Origin of the sequence: Amycolatopsis thailandensis, assembly GCF_042723255.1 — a bacterium.
GTDB classification, from domain to species: domain Bacteria; phylum Actinomycetota; class Actinomycetes; order Mycobacteriales; family Pseudonocardiaceae; genus Amycolatopsis; species Amycolatopsis thailandensis.
Genome location: NZ_JBHXJK010000002.1, coordinates 80836 through 97266, shown reverse-complemented (window position 1 = coordinate 97266; position 16431 = coordinate 80836). Strand labels below are relative to the sequence as shown.

At 67.4% G+C, this 16431-nt stretch carries 18 protein-coding genes; 5 read left to right on the top strand and 13 right to left on the bottom strand.

What is annotated here, in order from left to right:
* Position 1 precedes the first annotated feature (1 nt).
* The 5 genes from ACFWMR_RS01280 to istA form a co-directional block, all read right to left on the bottom strand.
* On the bottom strand, positions 2-646 hold the full coding sequence (locus ACFWMR_RS01280) for an HAD family hydrolase (protein ID WP_378375980.1): 645 nt from the start codon (positions 644-646) through the stop codon (positions 2-4).
* A complete protein-coding gene (locus ACFWMR_RS01275) occupies positions 640-1392 on the bottom strand; it encodes an acyltransferase (RefSeq protein ID WP_378375978.1) in 753 nt (250 codons plus the stop codon). The genes ACFWMR_RS01280 and ACFWMR_RS01275 overlap by 7 nt, the downstream gene beginning before the upstream one ends.
* A gap of 127 nt (positions 1393-1519) precedes the next feature.
* On the bottom strand, positions 1520-2242 hold the full coding sequence (locus ACFWMR_RS01270) for a hypothetical protein (protein WP_378375977.1): 723 nt from the start codon (positions 2240-2242) through the stop codon (positions 1520-1522).
* A gap of 432 nt (positions 2243-2674) precedes the next feature.
* Entirely contained in the window at positions 2675-3463 is a 789-nt protein-coding gene (gene istB / locus ACFWMR_RS01265; RefSeq protein ID WP_378375975.1) for an IS21-like element helper ATPase IstB, read from the bottom strand.
* On the bottom strand, positions 3460-4932 hold the full coding sequence (gene istA / locus ACFWMR_RS01260) for an IS21 family transposase (RefSeq protein ID WP_378375973.1): 1473 nt from the start codon (positions 4930-4932) through the stop codon (positions 3460-3462). The genes istB and istA overlap by 4 nt, the downstream gene beginning before the upstream one ends.
* 675 nt (positions 4933-5607) lie before the next feature.
* On the opposite strand from istA, the gene ACFWMR_RS01255 reads away from it, so the two are divergent.
* The 5 genes from ACFWMR_RS01255 to ACFWMR_RS01235 all read left to right on the top strand — a co-directional run bounded on the left by ACFWMR_RS01255 (position 5608) and on the right by ACFWMR_RS01235 (position 9752).
* Positions 5608-6891, top strand: a complete 1284-nt coding sequence (locus ACFWMR_RS01255; protein WP_378375971.1) for a helix-turn-helix domain-containing protein — start codon at positions 5608-5610, stop codon at positions 6889-6891.
* Between the two features lie 14 nt (positions 6892-6905).
* Positions 6906-7265 carry a hypothetical protein gene (locus ACFWMR_RS01250; RefSeq protein ID WP_378375969.1) on the top strand — a complete coding sequence of 120 codons (360 nt, stop codon included), beginning with the start codon at positions 6906-6908 and terminating at the stop codon, positions 7263-7265.
* Complete coding sequence (locus ACFWMR_RS01245; RefSeq protein ID WP_378375967.1) at positions 7258-7773, top strand: NUDIX hydrolase; 516 nt, start codon at positions 7258-7260, stop codon at positions 7771-7773. Before ACFWMR_RS01250 ends, ACFWMR_RS01245 begins: the two co-directional genes overlap by 8 nt.
* A 138-nt stretch (positions 7774-7911) precedes the next feature.
* The gene (locus ACFWMR_RS01240; protein WP_378375965.1) at positions 7912-9207 is read left to right on the top strand and encodes a helix-turn-helix domain-containing protein; all 1296 of its coding nucleotides are present in this window, start codon (positions 7912-7914) and stop codon (positions 9205-9207) included.
* The gene (locus ACFWMR_RS01235) at positions 9204-9752 is read left to right on the top strand and encodes a flavoprotein (RefSeq protein WP_378375963.1); all 549 of its coding nucleotides are present in this window, start codon (positions 9204-9206) and stop codon (positions 9750-9752) included. The genes ACFWMR_RS01240 and ACFWMR_RS01235 overlap by 4 nt, the downstream gene beginning before the upstream one ends.
* A gap of 82 nt (positions 9753-9834) precedes the next feature.
* Here ACFWMR_RS01235 and ACFWMR_RS01230 read toward each other — a convergent pair whose 3' ends face one another.
* From ACFWMR_RS01230 to ACFWMR_RS01195, 8 genes are all read right to left on the bottom strand, one after another.
* Positions 9835-11214 carry a helix-turn-helix transcriptional regulator gene (locus ACFWMR_RS01230; protein ID WP_378375961.1) on the bottom strand — a complete coding sequence of 460 codons (1380 nt, stop codon included), beginning with the start codon at positions 11212-11214 and terminating at the stop codon, positions 9835-9837.
* Between the two features lie 108 nt (positions 11215-11322).
* Positions 11323-11946 (bottom strand): PIG-L deacetylase family protein, encoded by a 624-nt coding sequence (locus ACFWMR_RS01225; protein WP_378376084.1) that lies wholly within the window; start codon positions 11944-11946, stop codon positions 11323-11325.
* A gap of 5 nt (positions 11947-11951) precedes the next feature.
* The gene (locus tag ACFWMR_RS01220) at positions 11952-12809 is read right to left on the bottom strand and encodes a 5'-3' exonuclease (protein WP_378375959.1); all 858 of its coding nucleotides are present in this window, start codon (positions 12807-12809) and stop codon (positions 11952-11954) included.
* The gene (locus tag ACFWMR_RS01215) at positions 12809-13930 is read right to left on the bottom strand and encodes a glycosyltransferase family 4 protein (protein ID WP_378375957.1); all 1122 of its coding nucleotides are present in this window, start codon (positions 13928-13930) and stop codon (positions 12809-12811) included. The genes ACFWMR_RS01220 and ACFWMR_RS01215 overlap by 1 nt, the downstream gene beginning before the upstream one ends.
* A complete protein-coding gene (locus ACFWMR_RS01210) occupies positions 13923-14486 on the bottom strand; it encodes a phosphoribosyltransferase (protein ID WP_378375955.1) in 564 nt (187 codons plus the stop codon). Before ACFWMR_RS01210 ends, ACFWMR_RS01215 begins: the two co-directional genes overlap by 8 nt.
* A 57-nt stretch (positions 14487-14543) precedes the next feature.
* Positions 14544-15038 carry a helix-turn-helix domain-containing protein gene (locus ACFWMR_RS01205; protein WP_378375953.1) on the bottom strand — a complete coding sequence of 165 codons (495 nt, stop codon included), beginning with the start codon at positions 15036-15038 and terminating at the stop codon, positions 14544-14546.
* A 67-nt stretch (positions 15039-15105) separates the two neighbouring features.
* Entirely contained in the window at positions 15106-16074 is a 969-nt protein-coding gene (locus ACFWMR_RS01200) for a radical SAM protein (protein WP_378375952.1), read from the bottom strand.
* Complete coding sequence (locus tag ACFWMR_RS01195) at positions 16071-16385, bottom strand: hypothetical protein (protein WP_378375950.1); 315 nt, start codon at positions 16383-16385, stop codon at positions 16071-16073. Before ACFWMR_RS01195 ends, ACFWMR_RS01200 begins: the two co-directional genes overlap by 4 nt.
* Positions 16386-16431 lie beyond the last annotated feature (46 nt).

Below are 16431 nucleotides of genomic sequence, written 5' to 3'. Positions count from 1 at the left end.
GCTACTGGTCGAGAAGAAGGGCGGGCAGCTCGGCGAGCGAGTCGATCACCCAATCGGCGTTCTCCCTCGCTACCGGGTCGTCGGCCCAGAGGTACCCCCATGGGCCACGCCGGATCAACGCGGCACGGAGACCGGCCGCCTTCGCGGGCAGCACGTCGTTGTCGCGGTGGTCACCGACGTACACGATCTGGTCGGCCGGGCCGGGTGCGACGTCGACGACCCATTCGAAGAAGCCGGGGTTCGGCTTCGCCACGCCCCATTCGCCGGACGTGCCGACGTAGTCCACGGGCAAGTCCAATGCCCGCAGCAGCTGAGCAGCTCGTGGGGTCTGGTTGCCGGCGACGCCTACCCACAAACCTCCTGCGCGGAGGGCCGCCAGGCTGGGTCGTACGTCCGGGTACAGATCGCTGTCGTCGATCTGCTCCCCGCGCCCGGCCTCCTCCCGCAACTGTCGCTCACGGGCCAGGTCAAAGCCGGGGCGGAAGTACTCGAACGTCTCGGCGTTGTCCCGGCCTGCCGCCGTCACAGCGCCGAGCACGGTCGAGAACGTATGTGGAGACACCCCCACCCAGTCGGCCCACGCACGCCATTCGCGTGAATCGTCCAGCAGAGTTTCACCCACGTCGAACACCACCGCGCTCACCATGCCCTCATGACATCAGAAGGGCTGGCCTCGTCGGTTGAGCGCCTCACCTCATCAGGTGACTCAGGGCGAGGGGGCACCCACCCGCTCGCCGGGTCGTAGCGGCGCTTCACCCGAGCAGGACTGCCCGCCAAGACTGCGAAGTCCGGATACTCGCCCCGAGTAACGACTGAGTTCGCGGCGACCAACGTGTTCCGACCGATGCGGGCACCGGCCAGCACCGTCACGTTCCGACCGATGCTGCACCCTGCGCCGATCGAAACCGGGCGGCTGTCGAGCGGCCACTGATCATGGATCGGCTGGTCAACGAGGTCGTACCGGTGATTCTGATCAGTCACGTAACAGCCCGGCGCGAACCAGGTCACGTCGCCGATCTCGACGTGCAGGTGTGCAATGAGCTGGAAGTATCGGCCGAACCCGCACCGCTCGCCGACGGTGACGATCGGCTCGGCGCCGCGCGGTCCCGTATCGAGCCCGTCCTGGCCTTCGATCATGCCCACCGACAGCACCGCGAATGGGCCGACGCTGGTGTGCGGCCCGAGCGAGATCCAGTCCGTGTTTTGCAGTAGCAGCTGCGGGAACTCAATGCGGCTGCTCTCACCGAACCTCCGGAACCTGGCTGCCTCCGGATCGCCGTCGGTGATCGCGCCGACCTCCCGCGCCCACGTCCATACCTGTCGAACGGCGCGCCCCGCATCGGGACTCGTCATGAGCTCGTTCAGGGTCCAGTCCCCGATGGGCTTGTCCACTTCGACAACCTACTGGGACGTAATCCCGCGCACATGATCATGTCGGTTGATGCGAAACACGAGCGAGAGCCGGATCTGCTGCTGCTGAAGTCCAGCCTCGACGTCACCGCTCGAACCCACCCCGCGATCAGTCGCGTCCAGGCGGTGGCAGATGCCGACCAGTCACTTCGCGAACGATCGCCGAGATGTTGACTGGTTCAGTGCTGCTGGCTACCGCGCGGGACAGAGCCTTCGCCAGCGGCTTGACCTCATCCGGGTTCAACGGGAACGAGTTGAGCAGGCCGCGGTCCGGACTGCTGATGTTCAGCGCGAATTGACCACCTTCGGCCGAGATGGTGAGGCCGTGCAGTGGCCAGTTCATCCAGTTCGGTGTCGGATTGGCCTTGGCTGACGGTCCGGAGAACGCGATCGCGCCGGCGACCAGCTGCCCGAACTGGGCGGCGGCGTCAAGTTCGGCGAGCGCGTTGGTTCCCGTACGGAACCAACTTCCGTTGCCTCCGACGACCAGGAGGTTCACCGTGCCACGACTGCTCGCGGCCGACAGCCAGCGCTCGGGACACTCCAGGCGGCGGCTGGTCAGCAGCTGTCCGGCGCTGTAGTCGATCGTCACGAGCCCAGGGCGCTCCACGTTCAGCTTCCAGTCTGCGACCACCGGCTGGCTGGCCGGATCGAAGGTCGTGTAGTTGTTCAGCCTGGTCAGGCCGTGCTTAAGGGCAAGGTCGAGCAGTAGGTCGACTGTCGCGCCGAACGGCGTAACCTTCTGCAGCGCGCGTTTGTCGACGGCGATCACTGCGGCACACTCTTCGTCGTTCGCGCCGACGTCGATACCTGTATGCAGTTTCAAGTCCATGTCGCCCACGGTGTGCACGCCCAAACATCCCTCCGCCGCTGCCCGGCACCCAGTTTCGCACCGCCTCTGAGCAGGTCAGACATGGGCTCGTGTCTCGAGAGGACGGGACAACGTCGGCGGCGTGCGGGCTGGTCCACCAATCGTCGAGGTCAGGCACATCGTTCCTCGACGACCCGGCGTTGGGCGCGGGCAGCGGACACCAGCCGGAACACGAAAGAGGTCGCCGCACAGAAGACCCACCCCACGACCACAATGGCGGCAAACACGAATGGAGCGTGACCCACTCGCCGCTCCGCGTGCAGGGACGACATTGAGAACCACCTCTGCCATCGGTCATTAGCATTATGTCAACGGTCATCTGGTTGTCCGGGCCGATGGACTTCAGTCCTCCGGGCTGGCGGACATCGTTTCTCCGGGTGGGCGGACATGGTGTCACTCGGTCGTGTCGCTGGTGAGCGCGATAACGCCGTTGCCAGCCAGGGCCTCGGCGAGCCGGTGGCTCTCGCCTTTGGTGGCGACCAGGTGCGCGTGATGCAACAGCCGATCGACTGTCGCTGTGGCCGTAGTTTTCGGCATGATCGTGTCGAAGCCAGCGGGATGAATGTTGCTCGTCACCAAGATCGAGCGACGCTCGTAGGCAGCGTCGCAAACCCGATAGAGGGCCTCGGCGGCGTCGTTGGGAACCGGCAGCAGGCCGATATCATCGACCACGATCAAGTCGTTGCCGCAGAGCCGCGAGACAGTCTTGGCGACGCTGCCGTCAACCTTCGACTTCATGATCGTCGCGGCCAGAGTCTCCAGCGTGTGCCAGGCAACCCGCATGTCCCGCTCGATCGCGACGTTGGCCAGCGCTTCAGCGAAGTGACTCTTCCCAGTCCCCGACGGGCCACTGAAAACCAGATTCTCACGCCGCCCAACCCACTCAAGAGTGATCAACGCATTCTGGGTGGAATCGCTGATCGAGGAGATCTCCGGACGCCAGGACGAGAGCGTTTTCCCTTTCGGCAAGTTCGCTTTCGACCGCCGCATCCGCCTGGTCGCCGCCGACCGGCCGGTCGCCTCCTCCTCGAGCAGAACCCGCAGAACCTCGGCGGGGTCCCAGCGCTGGGCCCGGGCCGTCGCGACGACCTCGGGCGCGGCTTTGCGCAGATAAGGCAGCCGCATCCGGACCAGCAGCCGCTCCAGATCCTCCGGCAGCGCCGGTGCCTTGATCGTGCTCATGCGCCGAACGCCTCCCAGCCCGAGGTCCCCGGCTGCGCCGAGAAGCCCTCGTCGGCGCGGACGACATCGGTCACCGCGGCCGACGTCGCGAGATGATCGACGATGGAGGGCAAGTCCTCATCGGAGAACCGGCCGGCGATCGCGGCCAAGCCGAGCGCTTCATCGACGCGCTGGGCGCCGAGGGCCGCGGCGAGCTCGAGCGCCTTGAGCATCTTCACCCGGATCCGGGTGACCCCGGTCGCGGCGGCCTCGATCAACCAGCGATGCGCCCCCTCACCCAGGTCGAGGAACGCGACCTCGGTCTCGGTCCGGGGCCGAATCCGCGGCGGCCGCGGCGCACTCGTGCAACGCGTGCTGGCGTAGTGAGCGTCGAGGATCCGCGGGTTGCCCGGCGTCGAGAGCAGGTGCCGGGCGATCTCGGCCAACCCGGCCGGGCCGCGGGCGGTGACGACGAGCTCGTCACCGACGACGCGGACCCAGACCCTGCTGCCCTGATGCCCGTCCGGGGTCGAATACCGCACCGACCCGAACCGGATCGTCTGATCCGGCTCGACCACCCGCTCCTCGCCCAGAGCGAGCGCATGCGGGCGCGCGGGCAGGACATGCAGGTGAGCCCGTTCCTGCGCGAGGCGAGCGATCGGAGTGACCGCGGTTTCGCGGTGGACCCGGTTGTTGACCCGTTCGCACCACTGGAAGCAGGCGTCGGCGAGCTCGGCGAACGATCCGTACTCGGGCAGCAGGTTCGCGCCCGTCGGGACCAGGTCGGCTTTGGCGATCTTGACGGTGTTCTCCGCGCCGCCCTTGGATTCGGGGTCGAACGGCTCGCAGGTTTCGACTTTGCAGCCGTAGTGGCGGCCCGCGGACACGATGTCCGGGTGGCGGACCGGAAGCCCGGCGACGCGGTCCATGGTGACCGTCCGCGGGTTGTCGGTCAGCAGATAGGTCGGCGCCCCACCGATCCGCCGCAGGGTCGTGTCCAAGCAGGACACCAGCGTTCCGAGGGTCTGGTCCCAGACCGGGAGAACCACCCGAAAGCGTGACCAGGACAACCATGCGCAGAACAGCTGTGTCCGCCGCCCGCCGACCTTCGGGCCTTCGCCCCAGTCGAATTGGCACCACATTCCCGGATCGGGGATCCAGGGACGATATTTTCGGCGGTGGCCGGCCTTCCACGCCTGCTTGGCGCGGGCGACGGCGCGGCGGGTGGTCCGGTCGACGCCGGTGAACCCCATCGCGACCAGGCGTTCATGCACCACATCGGAGCGGACCTTGCCCTCCGACGCCTCGACCAGCTCCTCGATCTTCTCGACGAACGGGTCGATCTTCGGCCTGTTCACCGGCCGCCCGGCCGGGTCACCACCGGCATCGCGGATGGCGACATAGCGGGCGACGGTCTTCTCGTCCACCCCGACCAACTGCGCTGCCGAGTGAGCGCACCGTGTTAGATCGAACGCTTCCAGTATCTCCATTATTTTCCTGTCAGACTTGGTCACGAGGGGCCTCTCCGAGAGCGGTTACGCACTGATCGACAACCAGAGCGTGAACCGCCGGAGAGGCCCCTCCCGGCATTGATCAACAGGGCGTGTCGCGCCCCGCATCCAAGTCCGTCAATCCGGAGTTTTCATGTCCGCAGACCCGGAACGCGATGTCCGCCCACCCGGATCTTCACCCGTCCGCCGACAGCATTACGGGTTTGCCGGAGCGGGGACGTTGCGTGCCATGACCTCTTCGGCAGGGGCAAGAGCTGTTGTGACGTCCGCCAGCAACGTGGTGGGGAGCGCGTGCCCATACCGAGCGCTCCCGCCTGCACACCCGCGAGCGGAATTCCGTCGAAGTGGAGGGCAGTCCCACCACCACACACCCCTCGGCGGCACGTCCCGGTGAAGACGCTCCGGATGCTCGGACTGCGCCGAAGCGGAAGCTCGCCCGGACCGCAGCGACATCAGTCCACCCCTGATGATCAACGACAGCCAGAGCGCCAACGAGGCGTCGATGAGGCGGCAACGAGGCGTCACTACCTCTGACCTGCGCAAACGCCTTTTCAGAGGCGGTAGTCCGAACGGGTACAGCTCGCCGAGCAGGTGATCAGCCTTGACCCGTAGCTGGCTATCGTGGCAGGTGACCGACGGGGTGAGGTGGTGTTCATGGGTGACCGACGAGATGCCTTCGCCGCGCGGCGTGAGCAGATGGGCTACACCCAAGAGAGCTTCGGCGCGGCGGTGGGCGTGGAGTTCTCCACGGTCGGACGCTGGGAACGCGGCACCCTGACCCCGCAGCCGTACCGTCGACCGTGTTTGGCTAAGACCCTCGATGTGAGCCTCGACCAGTTGGATGCGTTGCTCACGCCGGACCGGCAAGCTTCTACCGTTGCCACTAAACCAGCCGACCCTGCGGAGGCCGACGACATGAACCGTCGCGACCTGCTGCGCTTGTTCAGCATGACCGGCGCGTTGCTCGCGCTGCCTGCTGGCGAGACAGTATTCGGCGACGTCGACCGGCTCGCCGCCACAGCTCACACCGGCACGGTGGACACGGCGGGAGCAGCGGAGTTCGCCCAACTCAACTCCCACCTGTGGCGCGTGTACGCACTGTCGCCGACCAAGGCCCAGGTGCTGCCACTGGTCCGAGCCCAACTCGGTGTACTCAGCGACTCCTTGCGACGACCGCAGACACCGACCATCCGACAACGGCTCTGCGAACTGACCGCCGACCTCTTCCAGCTGGCGGGGGAAATCTTCTTCGACGGCAACCGATACACCGACGCCGCTCACTGCTACACGCTTGCGGCAACAGCGAGCAAGGAGGCCGCCGCTTCCGACCTGTGGGCCTGCGCGTTGACCAGGCATGCTTTCGTCGCCGTGTACGAGCGCCGATTCGCGGATGCTGCGCCGATGCTCGACGTGGCCGCCACCCTCGCACGTCGAGGCGACCCCAGCCTGTCGACCCGACACTGGGTCGCCGTGGTGCAGGCCGAGACCTTCGCCGGCCTCGGCGACTTTGACTCCTGCCAACGTGCCCTCGACACCGCTGCTGAGGTCCAGCGCCTACGGGGCCAGGTGCACAACGGCGGCTGGCTCCGGTTCGACGGCTCCCGCTTGGCTGAAGAACGCGGTACCTGCTACGTCACGCTGGGCCGTCACGACCTCGCTGAAGCGGCTCTGGTCGACGCCCTGCAGGGCACCTTGACCGCCCGCCGGAAAGCAGGCGTCCTGACCGACCTGGCGATGATCGGTGTGCACCGCCGAGACCCGGACCAGGTCGTCACCTACGCCGACACCGTCCTGGCTACCGCCCGCCAGACCCGCTCGGGGGTCATCGCACAGAAGCTACGGGTCCTTCAACCACACCTTGCTTCCTTGCTCAACGACCAACAAATCCAGCGACTCGATGCCGAGATCACCGAACTCGTCGGCAACCACGCCGCGTGATGGAGGACGACCGAATGCACAACGACCGTGGCCGCGTGTTCCGCGAGGCGTGGATCGCCGGAGTCACCAAGCACTACCCCGGTGAGCCGAAGCCTGGCTACGTCACCCCGTGGGACCAGACCCCCGACTGGGAACGCGACGCCGCGACCGCCGTGTACGACCAGGTCCTCGCCTTCATCAAGGCCACCGACGGCGCCACCACCAAACTGACCCCAGACCAGAAAGGCCGCTTTGTGGCGTTGTGCTGGATCGGCCAGATCTTCAAGCACTTCCCCGAGCCGAAGCCGTCGTACGTCGCGGACTGGAACGATTTGCCGGACTGGCAGAAGGCGACGGACATCGACATCTTCGAGCGCATCGAACACGATGCCTGACCAGGCGACCATCGACGCTGCGGCCGTCGATGCTCGCCTTGCCGAGACCGAGTACGACGACGCTCAAGCGTGGCTACACGCACGTTCGACCGCGTTGGAGCCGCTCGCAGCCGAGGTCTGGGTCACCGACCCGGAGCACCGTCACGTGCTGCTCGTGCGGCACCGGGTGCGAGGCTGGGTACCGCCTGGCGGAACCGTTGAGCCAGGCGAGACGCCTCGAGCCGCAGCAGCCCGTGAACTCTTGGAGGAGACCGGCCTGCAGGGCGAGCTGCTGTCGGTGCCGGCGGCCGTCGCTGTCCGCTCTTTCCGCGCCGACTGGACGCCAACGCTGAGCCTGTCCTACGGAGCCGTCATCAGCCGCGACGCGCAACTTGGCGGGGAGAAGGGACAGCCGCCGAAGTGGGTCGACCTGAACGAATCCTGGGAGAGCGTGTTCCCCGAGGATCGTGACCGCATCCGCGCATATGTGCGCCGACTCGCGGCAGAGCACGCGGTCGAGGCGCGCTGATCCGGCCGGCGGGGCTTTGGTTAGTGGCGGCCCCGGCGGACAAGCACGGATCGTCCCAAGCTCCATCCCGCCCTGGCGCTTTCATGGGCGGGATGGGTCGAACGTCCAGACGTGGACGTCTGCCGTTTCGTCGTTGACATGGCCGCTGATCAGGTCCGATCAACGCCGGGTAGCGTGGGTGAGCTAGCGAATCTGGGAGTGATCATGGCGATACGACGAGATGCCCTCGCAGCACGGCGCGAGGCTCTCGGCTTCACCCAGGAAACCCTCGCCCAGGAGCTTGGGGTGGAGCTCTCGACAATCGGGCGGTGGGAGCGCGGAACGCTGACGCCGCAGCCGTGGAGGCGTCCGGATCTAGCCAAGTCGCTCAAGGTGTCCTTGGATGAACTGGACATCCTGCTCAATCCACCGGGGTCAAGGATTGCGGCTGGCCACACCTCGGCGACGCGGCGCGAGGTCATGGTGGACGCGGCCCTTCTCACTGGCGTGATTGCCGCCGACCACATGTTGGGCACCCACAGCGAGGAGCCCCCACGGCGTCATCGGACGACCCTCTCGATCGCGTCAGCGCGGGTTGCAGATCTTCATCGGAAGTATCAGGCCGCCCGCTATGGCGACGTTGCCCGGCGATTGCCTGAAGTCAGTGCGGCGGTTGACGCCCTGGTAGCCGACGGGCCAGCGCGAAAACGGCGAGAAGCGCTCGGTCTGCAGTGCAGTGTGGCCATCGTGGCGGCCAAGTTGGCGACCAAGGCGGGCGACGGTGAGGCGGGTTGGGCCGCGGCAGAGCGGGCTCGGGAGGCGGCCGAGTCGGCCGAGGACACCTTTGGCCTCGCCGCTGCGGCATATCAGCGGGCGTGCGCTCTGCTGCGCGCAGGCAATGCCGAGAACGCCGAGCAGATTGCAGTCTCCGCCGCCGCCGGTCTGCGAGGCCAGGATCCGCAGAGCGCAACCTGGCGAGGCGCGTTGACCCTGATCAGTGCGGTCATTGCCGCGCGCCGCAACGATTTTGCCGCAGCGGGCGAGCGGCTCGATCACGCCGACGCACTGGCGCGGTGGCTCGGCGCTGACGGCAACATCGGGTGGACCGCGTTCGGCCCGACGAACGTGCTGATCCATCGCACGTCAGTAGCGGTCGCCCTGAATGATCCCCGAGGTGCGCTTGCGACGGCAGAGCAGTTGGACATCACCGCGTTGCCGGTGGGTCTGAACGGACGGCAGGCTCAGTTCCACCTAGACAGCGCGTGGGCGCACGCGCAGCTCACGGAAGACCCGCAAGCGGTGATCCATCTGTTGGAAACCGAGCGGGTGGCGCCCGAACTGGTCCGGGCCAACCCGAACGCTCGCTCGTTGATAGAGGGCCTGCTCGCCCGCGAGCGTCGCCGCGAAGTGCCTGCCTTGCGCGGTCTCGCCTTGCGCGCCGGAGTCGCCGCGTGACCGTCGATCCGCGGTGGCTGTACCTGGTGGCCTCAGCTGCCCCGCCGGTGTTGCGGCTTGAGGAGTTCATTCCCGCCCTGTACGCCGACGGCTGGGCGGTGTGTGTGATCGCGACACCGACTGCTGCGACGTGGATCGACCTCGACGCCTTGGCCGCAACCACGGGATGCCTTGCGAGGGTGCACCCGCGACCGCCCCGACAGCAGGAGGAGTCGCTCCCGCGAGCCGAAGCGGTCCTGGCGGCCCCGGCGACGTTCAACTCGATCAACAAGTGGGCATCGGGCACCAGCGACACGCTCGCGCTGGGCGTGCTCAACGAGATGCTCGGTGCCGGAGTCCCGATCATCGCGGCTCCGTGCGTCAAACCGGTACTCCGCCAGCATCCTGCTTACGCCGAGAGTATCGCCCGGCTCACAAACGCCGGCGTGGTGCTACTCGATCCAGACGCCACAACCAGGCGCGCTGAGGATGGCCTGGCGACCTTCGACTGGTCGCAAGTTATCGCAGCTCTGCGCGAGGCAACAAGGTCTGTTGTGGACAGGTAGCGAGGCGCTTGTTCTGCGAAGGTTCGGTTTTCCGGCGTCATCGCGCACGCTCTCATCGACCGTCCAATGTTAGATCAGAGCCTCAGTCATCCAGGAGCTGTCGTCGATCACGCCACCCCAAGCGAAGCAAGGTGAGTGCACTGGCTGACAACCGGGGCCCAAGCCCGTCGATGGCCTCTGCCGTGAACGGCATGTCGGTTCGTCCGCCGCGGCCGATCACCCGTCCCTCGTCGTTGGTGTCCACGAGATCGGCGAACAACCGGTCGAATACCTCGTCGTTGACCACGGCCACGGTCATCTGGACGGCCCCGAGCTCCAAGGGCTCCATCGCTAGGCCGTAGTGCCAGAGTCGAAGCCCGCCTTCGGCGCGTGCTCGATCGAATGATCGGAACGGCTCTTCATGTGCGTAGTCGATCGGCCTGGACGTGGAGCCGTCGTGCTCGGGGTTTCCGAGGAATTCCTCGGAGAACTCGCGCATGATGTTGCGCCACAACGAGAAGTCGTTGCGCATGTCGGCAAGATCGACCGAGGATGGCTGGAATTCACCGGCTGGCATCACGTGGCACAGGCCGCCACCGTCCGCGACCTTTCCACCGTCGCGCTCGTGCAGCACGAACCGGTGCTGACCGTCCGACCTGTCACGCCGGATGGTCAGCGTGCTGATCCCCGGCGACATCAGCAGCTGCTGAGGGTCGAAAGGATCACCGATTGCGGTGCGCAGGGGAAGAGCATTCCAGCCAGGCACTGAGCGGTTCGAGGCTAGCCACGCAGCCTTGAACTCGTGCGCGAGGGCCTGCTTGACGTCGAACACCTCGAAGAAGGTGGTGGTCCCGAAGCTCAGCGCCAGTCCGTGATCGGACTGCAGGCCAAGTAGCCGGTAGCTCAGCCGGTTCTCCAGCAGCCGTGGTCGGACGAGGTCCCGCACCGCTCGGCTGTAGCCCGCGTACAGCTCGCCCCGCTCAGTCAGCGGCAGGACGTGCTCCAAGGACCGCAATGGTCGAGTCGGCCGCTGCTGGTCTGACCACGCCAGCCGCACCGATTCCAAGGGAACTGGCTGCTCGAGCAGCCAGCCGGGGCCAGCGAGCACGTGGCCGCCGGGTGCCCGTTGTGATTCCGGATAGAGCCAGGCGGCCAGCTCGGTCAGCTCGCGACCTCGTACCCCTGGCGCGTTCCGCACGTGGAGCCATTCCTGCTGGCTGCGCCGTACGTCCGCTGAAGCGGTCTTGTTCGACGTCGGGACGGCAGACCTGGAGTCGGTCTGGAGTTTCGTCCGGTGCAGGATGTCGTCGAGTTCAGCGAGGGAGATCCGCAGGCTCGTCGCGAGGTCCGGTCGTTGCCATGGCTGAGGTGCTTGGGTACCCCGTTCCCATCGGCCGATGGTGCCGCGGTCGATACTCAGTTGCTCGGCGAGGCTCTCCTGCGTGAAGCCAGCGGCCAGGCGATACGCGGCCAGTGGACTCACTGAGTCGACCATCAGCAGACCACCTCGTCAGTCACCGGCGCATCGTACCGACATCTCACGTATGCGCAGGTCACAGGGGCTGCGCGGCACCCCTCAACCGGAGCCTGGTCACAATGTCGACGCCGCTGGGAGACGACCGAGGATAGGCACCGGTACGAAGTTCTCGGCGTAGCGCACGCCGATGCGAGAGCCCCACAGCCGGGCGAGGGTCTCGGCCATGGGGCCGAAGTGGTCGCTGATCGGCTGGGACGTGTGGACCGCCAGGGCGCGCTTCTTGATGTCGTAGGTGTCGGTGATGTCGATGGTGGTGTGTGCGGGTACGGGGCCGTCGGCAGTGAGGCTGTTGTAGGTGTCGGCGGTGTAGACGCGGCGTGGGTGGCCGGTGGTGATGACGACGTCGGGCAGGGCCGCCATGAGCGTTTCAGCGAGGTTCCGGTGGTCGGGGTGAACGTCTCGGAGCGGGTGGGTGATGACGATCTCGGGTTGGACGGCGAGCAGCAGTTCACGCAGGGCCGTCACGGTGGGCTGGTCGTACTGGTACAGCTTGGCCCCCAGGATCGCCGCTCCGGCTGTTGCCTCGGCATCCCGGACTGGTTCGACGTGGTGCGGGACGGCGATGGTGACGGCGGCCCCGGAGGCGGAGCAACGGGCAAGGGTTCCGCCAGCCCAGAGCTCGGCGTCGTCGGAGTGTGCCATCACCGTCAGCACAGACGCCGGAGAGGTGAACGGCATGGCGGTCACCAGAGTCCGAGCTTCTCGATGACATCGGCCGGTTTGGGGAGTTCGCGCGTGGGTTGGCCGGTCGGGTGGTGCGGAAGTTCGAGGTCGGTGCGCATCCGGATGAGTTCGCGCCAGGCGAGTACCTGGTCCCAGGTGTCAGTGACCTTGGTCTTCTTCGCGCCGGTCAGTCGTCCGGACGTTGGGAGTTGGTCGAGGTGGAGCCCGCCTGCCAGCAGTTTGGCCGCCGTCCCTTCGCCGATTCCCTTCACGCCAGGGATGTTGTCGGCGGGGTCGCCTTTGAGGGCACAGAAGTCGGGCCATTGGTCCGGGGTGACGCCGTAGCGCTCGACGACCTCGGCGGGGCCGATGTGGCGTCGGCCGCGTTTCATCACGGTGTTGAGCGCGCGCACCTGGTCGTCGACGAGCTGGTAGAAGTCGCGATCGCCGGACATGATCCGCACATGCCGCTCGGGGACCTGGCGGCGGGTGGTGGTGACGAGGGTGGCGATCACGTCGTCGGCTTCGGCGGTGTCGATCTCGATCCACCCGATGCCGTAGGCGGTCAGCGCCCGCTGGACGTGCGGAATCGCGCGCAGCGGTTTGAGGGCGGCCTCGTCGATGACGCGGTTGGCCTTGTAGTCGGCGTCGCTGCCCTTGCGCTCGGCGGCGCCGTGCTCGCCGTCGAACACGACCAGCACTTCGGGTGGCTCGGGGAGCTCGTCGCGGATGGCGACGCGCAGAAGCGCGAAGAACCCGAACTCTGCGGTCAGATCGCGGGTCTTGTCGCGGGAGAGGATCGCGGCGGGGAACCCGAACGCCGCGCGCCAGAGGAGGTTGTGACCGTCAACCAGGAGCAAAGGGACGCCAGCAGGCATCACCGCACCGCCTTTACGAATGTCTCGGCGACTGTGGTGGGCAGATAGTCCCGCGAGCGGTAGTACGCAGCCCTGGATAGTTCGGCGTAGCGTACCGAATCTTCGAGCAGGTGCTCGGCGGCGCGCCACAAACCGTGCTCACCCCACGATCGGGGGACAATCACCCCACCCGCACCGTCGCCGGTGCCGACCAGGGCGGGCAGGTTGCCTACGTCGAAGGCAACCACCGGGGTGCCGACGCTCATCGCCTCAAGCGCGACCAGTCCGAAGGTCTCGCGCAGCGAGGGCACGATCACCACTGCGGCCTGCGCGAGCCAGGACGGCACCTGACGCCAGTCGAGGCCGTCGCCGTGGATGGTGCCGAGCTTGAGGTGGGCCGCCGAGTAGCGGCACTTGTCCAATTCGGCCGCCTGGCCGCCGGCGGCGGCCTCGAATCCGGCCTCGCCGACGACTACCTCGATCGTCCGATCGACCAGCCGCCCAGCATCCAGCAATGCCCGCACGTTCTTCTCCGGCCCGAGCCGGGCCAGCACACGGATCGGGCCGTGCCGTCGCAGCGCTTCCCGGCGTGAGTCGGATGGCGGTGTGTGGTCGTCGAGCAGGGCGTTGGGCACGACCTGCCAGCGGTCGGTGTCGTAGTCGCGATCGTGCGCCTGGTCGAGCACCGTCTGGGACGGCGCGATCACCAGGTCGGCGCGATCCAGGGCAGGCTCGAGGTCTTGATCGTGGCCGACGACGTGCATGGCCAGTACCGAGCGCGCCCTGCTGACCGGCGCGGCTCTGCCGAGGCCCCACAACCCGTCGGTGTAGACGGCGACGTCGACCCGGTGCTTGCGGTACAACTCGCACAGTTCCGCGGCGAGCAGGGCGTCCTGCCCGTGGGTGCTGATCGCGTCGCGCAGTTCATCGTCGTCGCAGGGGAAGTTGACGCCCACCGAACACACCCTCACCACGTTGTCGTCCGAGGTGTCGGTCGGGGCGGCGGTCAGGATGAGGCTGCGGTGGCCGAGCTGGCGCAGGCCGTGGGCGAGGGCGGCGGTGGCGCGTTCGATCCCGGCCGGCGCGTTCGGCGTGTAGGAGGCCAGGACGAACGCGATGGTCAGCGGAGGCGGGCTAGGCATGGCAGAGGACCTCCTCTGGGCGTGGCAGCGGGGTGGTGTCCTGGTCGGCGGGCGGCTTCTCCCAGGGAAAGACGACCCAGTCCGAGACGGTCCAGACCGAGTAGTCCGGCAACGTGGTCGCCCCGGTGTTGAGGCACAAGACCGCGGTCAGCAGCTGCGCGCTCGGGCTGAGCAAGGGCGCGAGGTCGTGTTGGAGGCGGCGCAGGGTGGCGCCGCTGCCGCAGATGTCGTCCACCACCAGCACTCGGCCCTTCATCCGTTGCCCATTGAGGGCGCGGATCAGCGGGTCGAGGTCGAGGGTCACCTTGCCCGTGGCCTGCTGGTAGGTCGCGTCGCCGGTGTTGTGGCGGGCGTGGACCGTACGGGCTTTTACGCCGAGCGTGGAGGCGATCATGCGGGCGGGGGCGACACCGCCGTTGGCGATGCCGATGACGTGCTGGACCGATTGGTGATCGCTCAGGATCGCGCCGGCCAGCAGCGTGGTGGCCTCGCGGAGCGCGTCGGGGGTCAAGCGCCAGATCTGGTGGTGCTCGAAGACACGGCGTGTCGTGGTCATTCGTGGTCCGTTCGTTGAGGGGCAAGGGATGTCGCGTCAGTGAGGTGGTCGCGGGTCCTATGCGCCTCGGAGTTCACGCAGGGCTTGCACGAGGTCGTACATGGGTGACCCGGCGATTCCGGCCAGCGCGGTCAGTGCGTGGGCGTCGAGTTCTTCGATGGGAGCGCGCCCGACCGGGCATTGGCGGGCTCGAACCCTCGCCCATCGTTGGAGGGGCTGCAGCCGGGGGTCGGTCGTGTGCGCGAGAGCCGACAGGTCGACCTTGAGGCGACCGTCGTGATCACCGAACGCGAGAGTGGTCGCGCGGAGCAACAGCTCGTCTGGTCGCTGTTCCAGCACAGCGCACAGTTCGACCAGCCGCTCGACAGAGAGGCGGCGTGTGCCGAGTTCGTAGGTGGCGAGGGTTTGCAGGGACACCTCGTCCTCCTCTTCGGCACCCATCTCCGCACGCATCTGCTTGCGGGTCCAGCCGCGGTCTTTCCGCGCGGTCCGCAGCAGGTCTCCCAGCACTCGCGCGAACTGATCGAGTTGTTCGCTGGTCGGCGTGTTCATCGCCAGTCCTCCTGTTGTGCGGTGCGTGCCCGCAGCCGTGCTGTGTCGAGACGGTTCGAGGAGCCGTTCACGCCGAGCCGTCCCGCGCGGTCAGTGCGAGGTCGTTGACGCCAAGCAGTGGGCGGAGGGAGGAAATGGCGTGCGAACCCGGTTGGTTGCGCCACACCTGGCCGTCGGCTCGGATCACGGTGAAGCCCCCGGCTGCCTCGCGGGTGCGCAGGCGTACGGGTACGGCCGCGGTGGTGCTCAGCTCGGCGAGGAGGTCGGTGGCCTCGTCGTCGGTCAGCTGCTCGGCGTCGGCCAGCGCGGCGCCTTCCCCGATGGGGAGCATCTGCAGGAAGGTCACCCCGTGCGCGCCGAGCGCGGCGGCCAGCTCGGTCATCGGCCGGACGCTGGCTCGCGCGGTGGAGCGTAGGAGCACGGTCTGGATCTGGGTGGGGATGCCGTGGGCGACCGCCGCGCGGATTCCGGCGATGGCGCGTTCGAAGCTGCCAGTGCCGCGCCAGTGGTCGTGGCGTTCGGCGTCCGGACCGTCCAGGCTGACCCGTACGGCGTCCACGCGGGACGCTAGGGCTTCGGCGCGGCGGACCAGGTGTGTGCCGTTGGTCGTGACGCTGACCGCGCAGCCGCCCGCGACGAGCACGTCGATCAGCTCGGGCAGTTCGCGCAGCAGCAGTGGTTCGCCGCCGGAGATGTCCACCCCCAGGATCGCGGACTCGGCGAGCAGGTGTGCGATGCGGTGGCGGTCGGGTCGGGCAAGTTCGGACACGGCCTTGTCGTCCAGGCAGTGGGGGCAGGCGAGGTTGCAGCGCACCAGGGGCGACCAGCACACGCTGATCGGCTCGTTGACGTGCACGGCCGCCGGGTGGACCTCGGGCCAGGATGCGACGTCGGCGTCGGACAGCCGAACACGGCCGGAGACGAGTTCGATACCGGCGCGGTGGGTCAGCCCGGTCAGCGGGTCATGGACGACGCGCTCGCTGCCGTGTGTCCGCGCCGTGAAGGTGCGCGTCGTGGCGGTGCGTCGCCTGGTCATAGCGTGTCCTGCGGGGGCAGCAACTGCGGGGCGAACAGCTCCTCGAACGGCTTCGGGCCGACGTACTGGCGGCATGTGCAGGGCACCCACTGATTTCCGATCGGAGTGCCGCCCTTGGTTCGCGCGTTCTTGTGCAGGATCTGGCCGTGGCATTCCTTGGTGTCGGGGTCGTGCTGTTCCAGTCCGTGCGAGCAGCCGCAGAACGCCTTCGGAGCGGTGTCTGCGGGTGCTCGGCGGCGGGTCAGCTTGCCGGACAGCAGTCCTGCGGCGAACAGGCCGGCGCCTACCGCGAGGGAGATCGGGTCGATCATCGGGCAGCGTCTTCTTTCTGGTCGGTGCCGTCGCGGCGGCGTTCGA

Excerpts from the sequence above, each read along its gene's own strand:
- ACFWMR_RS01280 (WP_378375980.1), bottom strand. The coding sequence starts at position 646 with ATGGTGAGCGCGGTGGTGTTCGACGTGGGTGAAACTCTGCTGGACGAT.
- ACFWMR_RS01270 (WP_378375977.1), bottom strand. The coding sequence starts at position 2,242 with ATGGACTTGAAACTGCATACAGGTATCGACGTCGGCGCGAACGACGAA.
- istB (WP_378375975.1), bottom strand. The coding sequence starts at position 3,463 with ATGAGCACGATCAAGGCACCGGCGCTGCCGGAGGATCTGGAGCGGCTG.
- istA (WP_378375973.1), bottom strand. The coding sequence starts at position 4,932 with ATGGAGATACTGGAAGCGTTCGATCTAACACGGTGCGCTCACTCGGCA.
- ACFWMR_RS01255 (WP_378375971.1), top strand. The coding sequence starts at position 5,608 with ATGGGTGACCGACGAGATGCCTTCGCCGCGCGGCGTGAGCAGATGGGC.
- ACFWMR_RS01250 (WP_378375969.1), top strand. The coding sequence starts at position 6,906 with ATGCACAACGACCGTGGCCGCGTGTTCCGCGAGGCGTGGATCGCCGGA.
- ACFWMR_RS01245 (WP_378375967.1), top strand. The coding sequence starts at position 7,258 with ATGCCTGACCAGGCGACCATCGACGCTGCGGCCGTCGATGCTCGCCTT.
- ACFWMR_RS01240 (WP_378375965.1), top strand. The coding sequence starts at position 7,912 with ATGGCCGCTGATCAGGTCCGATCAACGCCGGGTAGCGTGGGTGAGCTA.
- ACFWMR_RS01225 (WP_378376084.1), bottom strand. The coding sequence starts at position 11,946 with ATGCCGTTCACCTCTCCGGCGTCTGTGCTGACGGTGATGGCACACTCC.
- ACFWMR_RS01220 (WP_378375959.1), bottom strand. The coding sequence starts at position 12,809 with ATGCCTGCTGGCGTCCCTTTGCTCCTGGTTGACGGTCACAACCTCCTC.
- ACFWMR_RS01215 (WP_378375957.1), bottom strand. The coding sequence starts at position 13,930 with ATGCCTAGCCCGCCTCCGCTGACCATCGCGTTCGTCCTGGCCTCCTAC.
- ACFWMR_RS01210 (WP_378375955.1), bottom strand. The coding sequence starts at position 14,486 with ATGACCACGACACGCCGTGTCTTCGAGCACCACCAGATCTGGCGCTTG.
- ACFWMR_RS01205 (WP_378375953.1), bottom strand. The coding sequence starts at position 15,038 with ATGAACACGCCGACCAGCGAACAACTCGATCAGTTCGCGCGAGTGCTG.
- ACFWMR_RS01200 (WP_378375952.1), bottom strand. The coding sequence starts at position 16,074 with ATGACCAGGCGACGCACCGCCACGACGCGCACCTTCACGGCGCGGACA.
- ACFWMR_RS01195 (WP_378375950.1), bottom strand. The coding sequence starts at position 16,385 with ATGATCGACCCGATCTCCCTCGCGGTAGGCGCCGGCCTGTTCGCCGCA.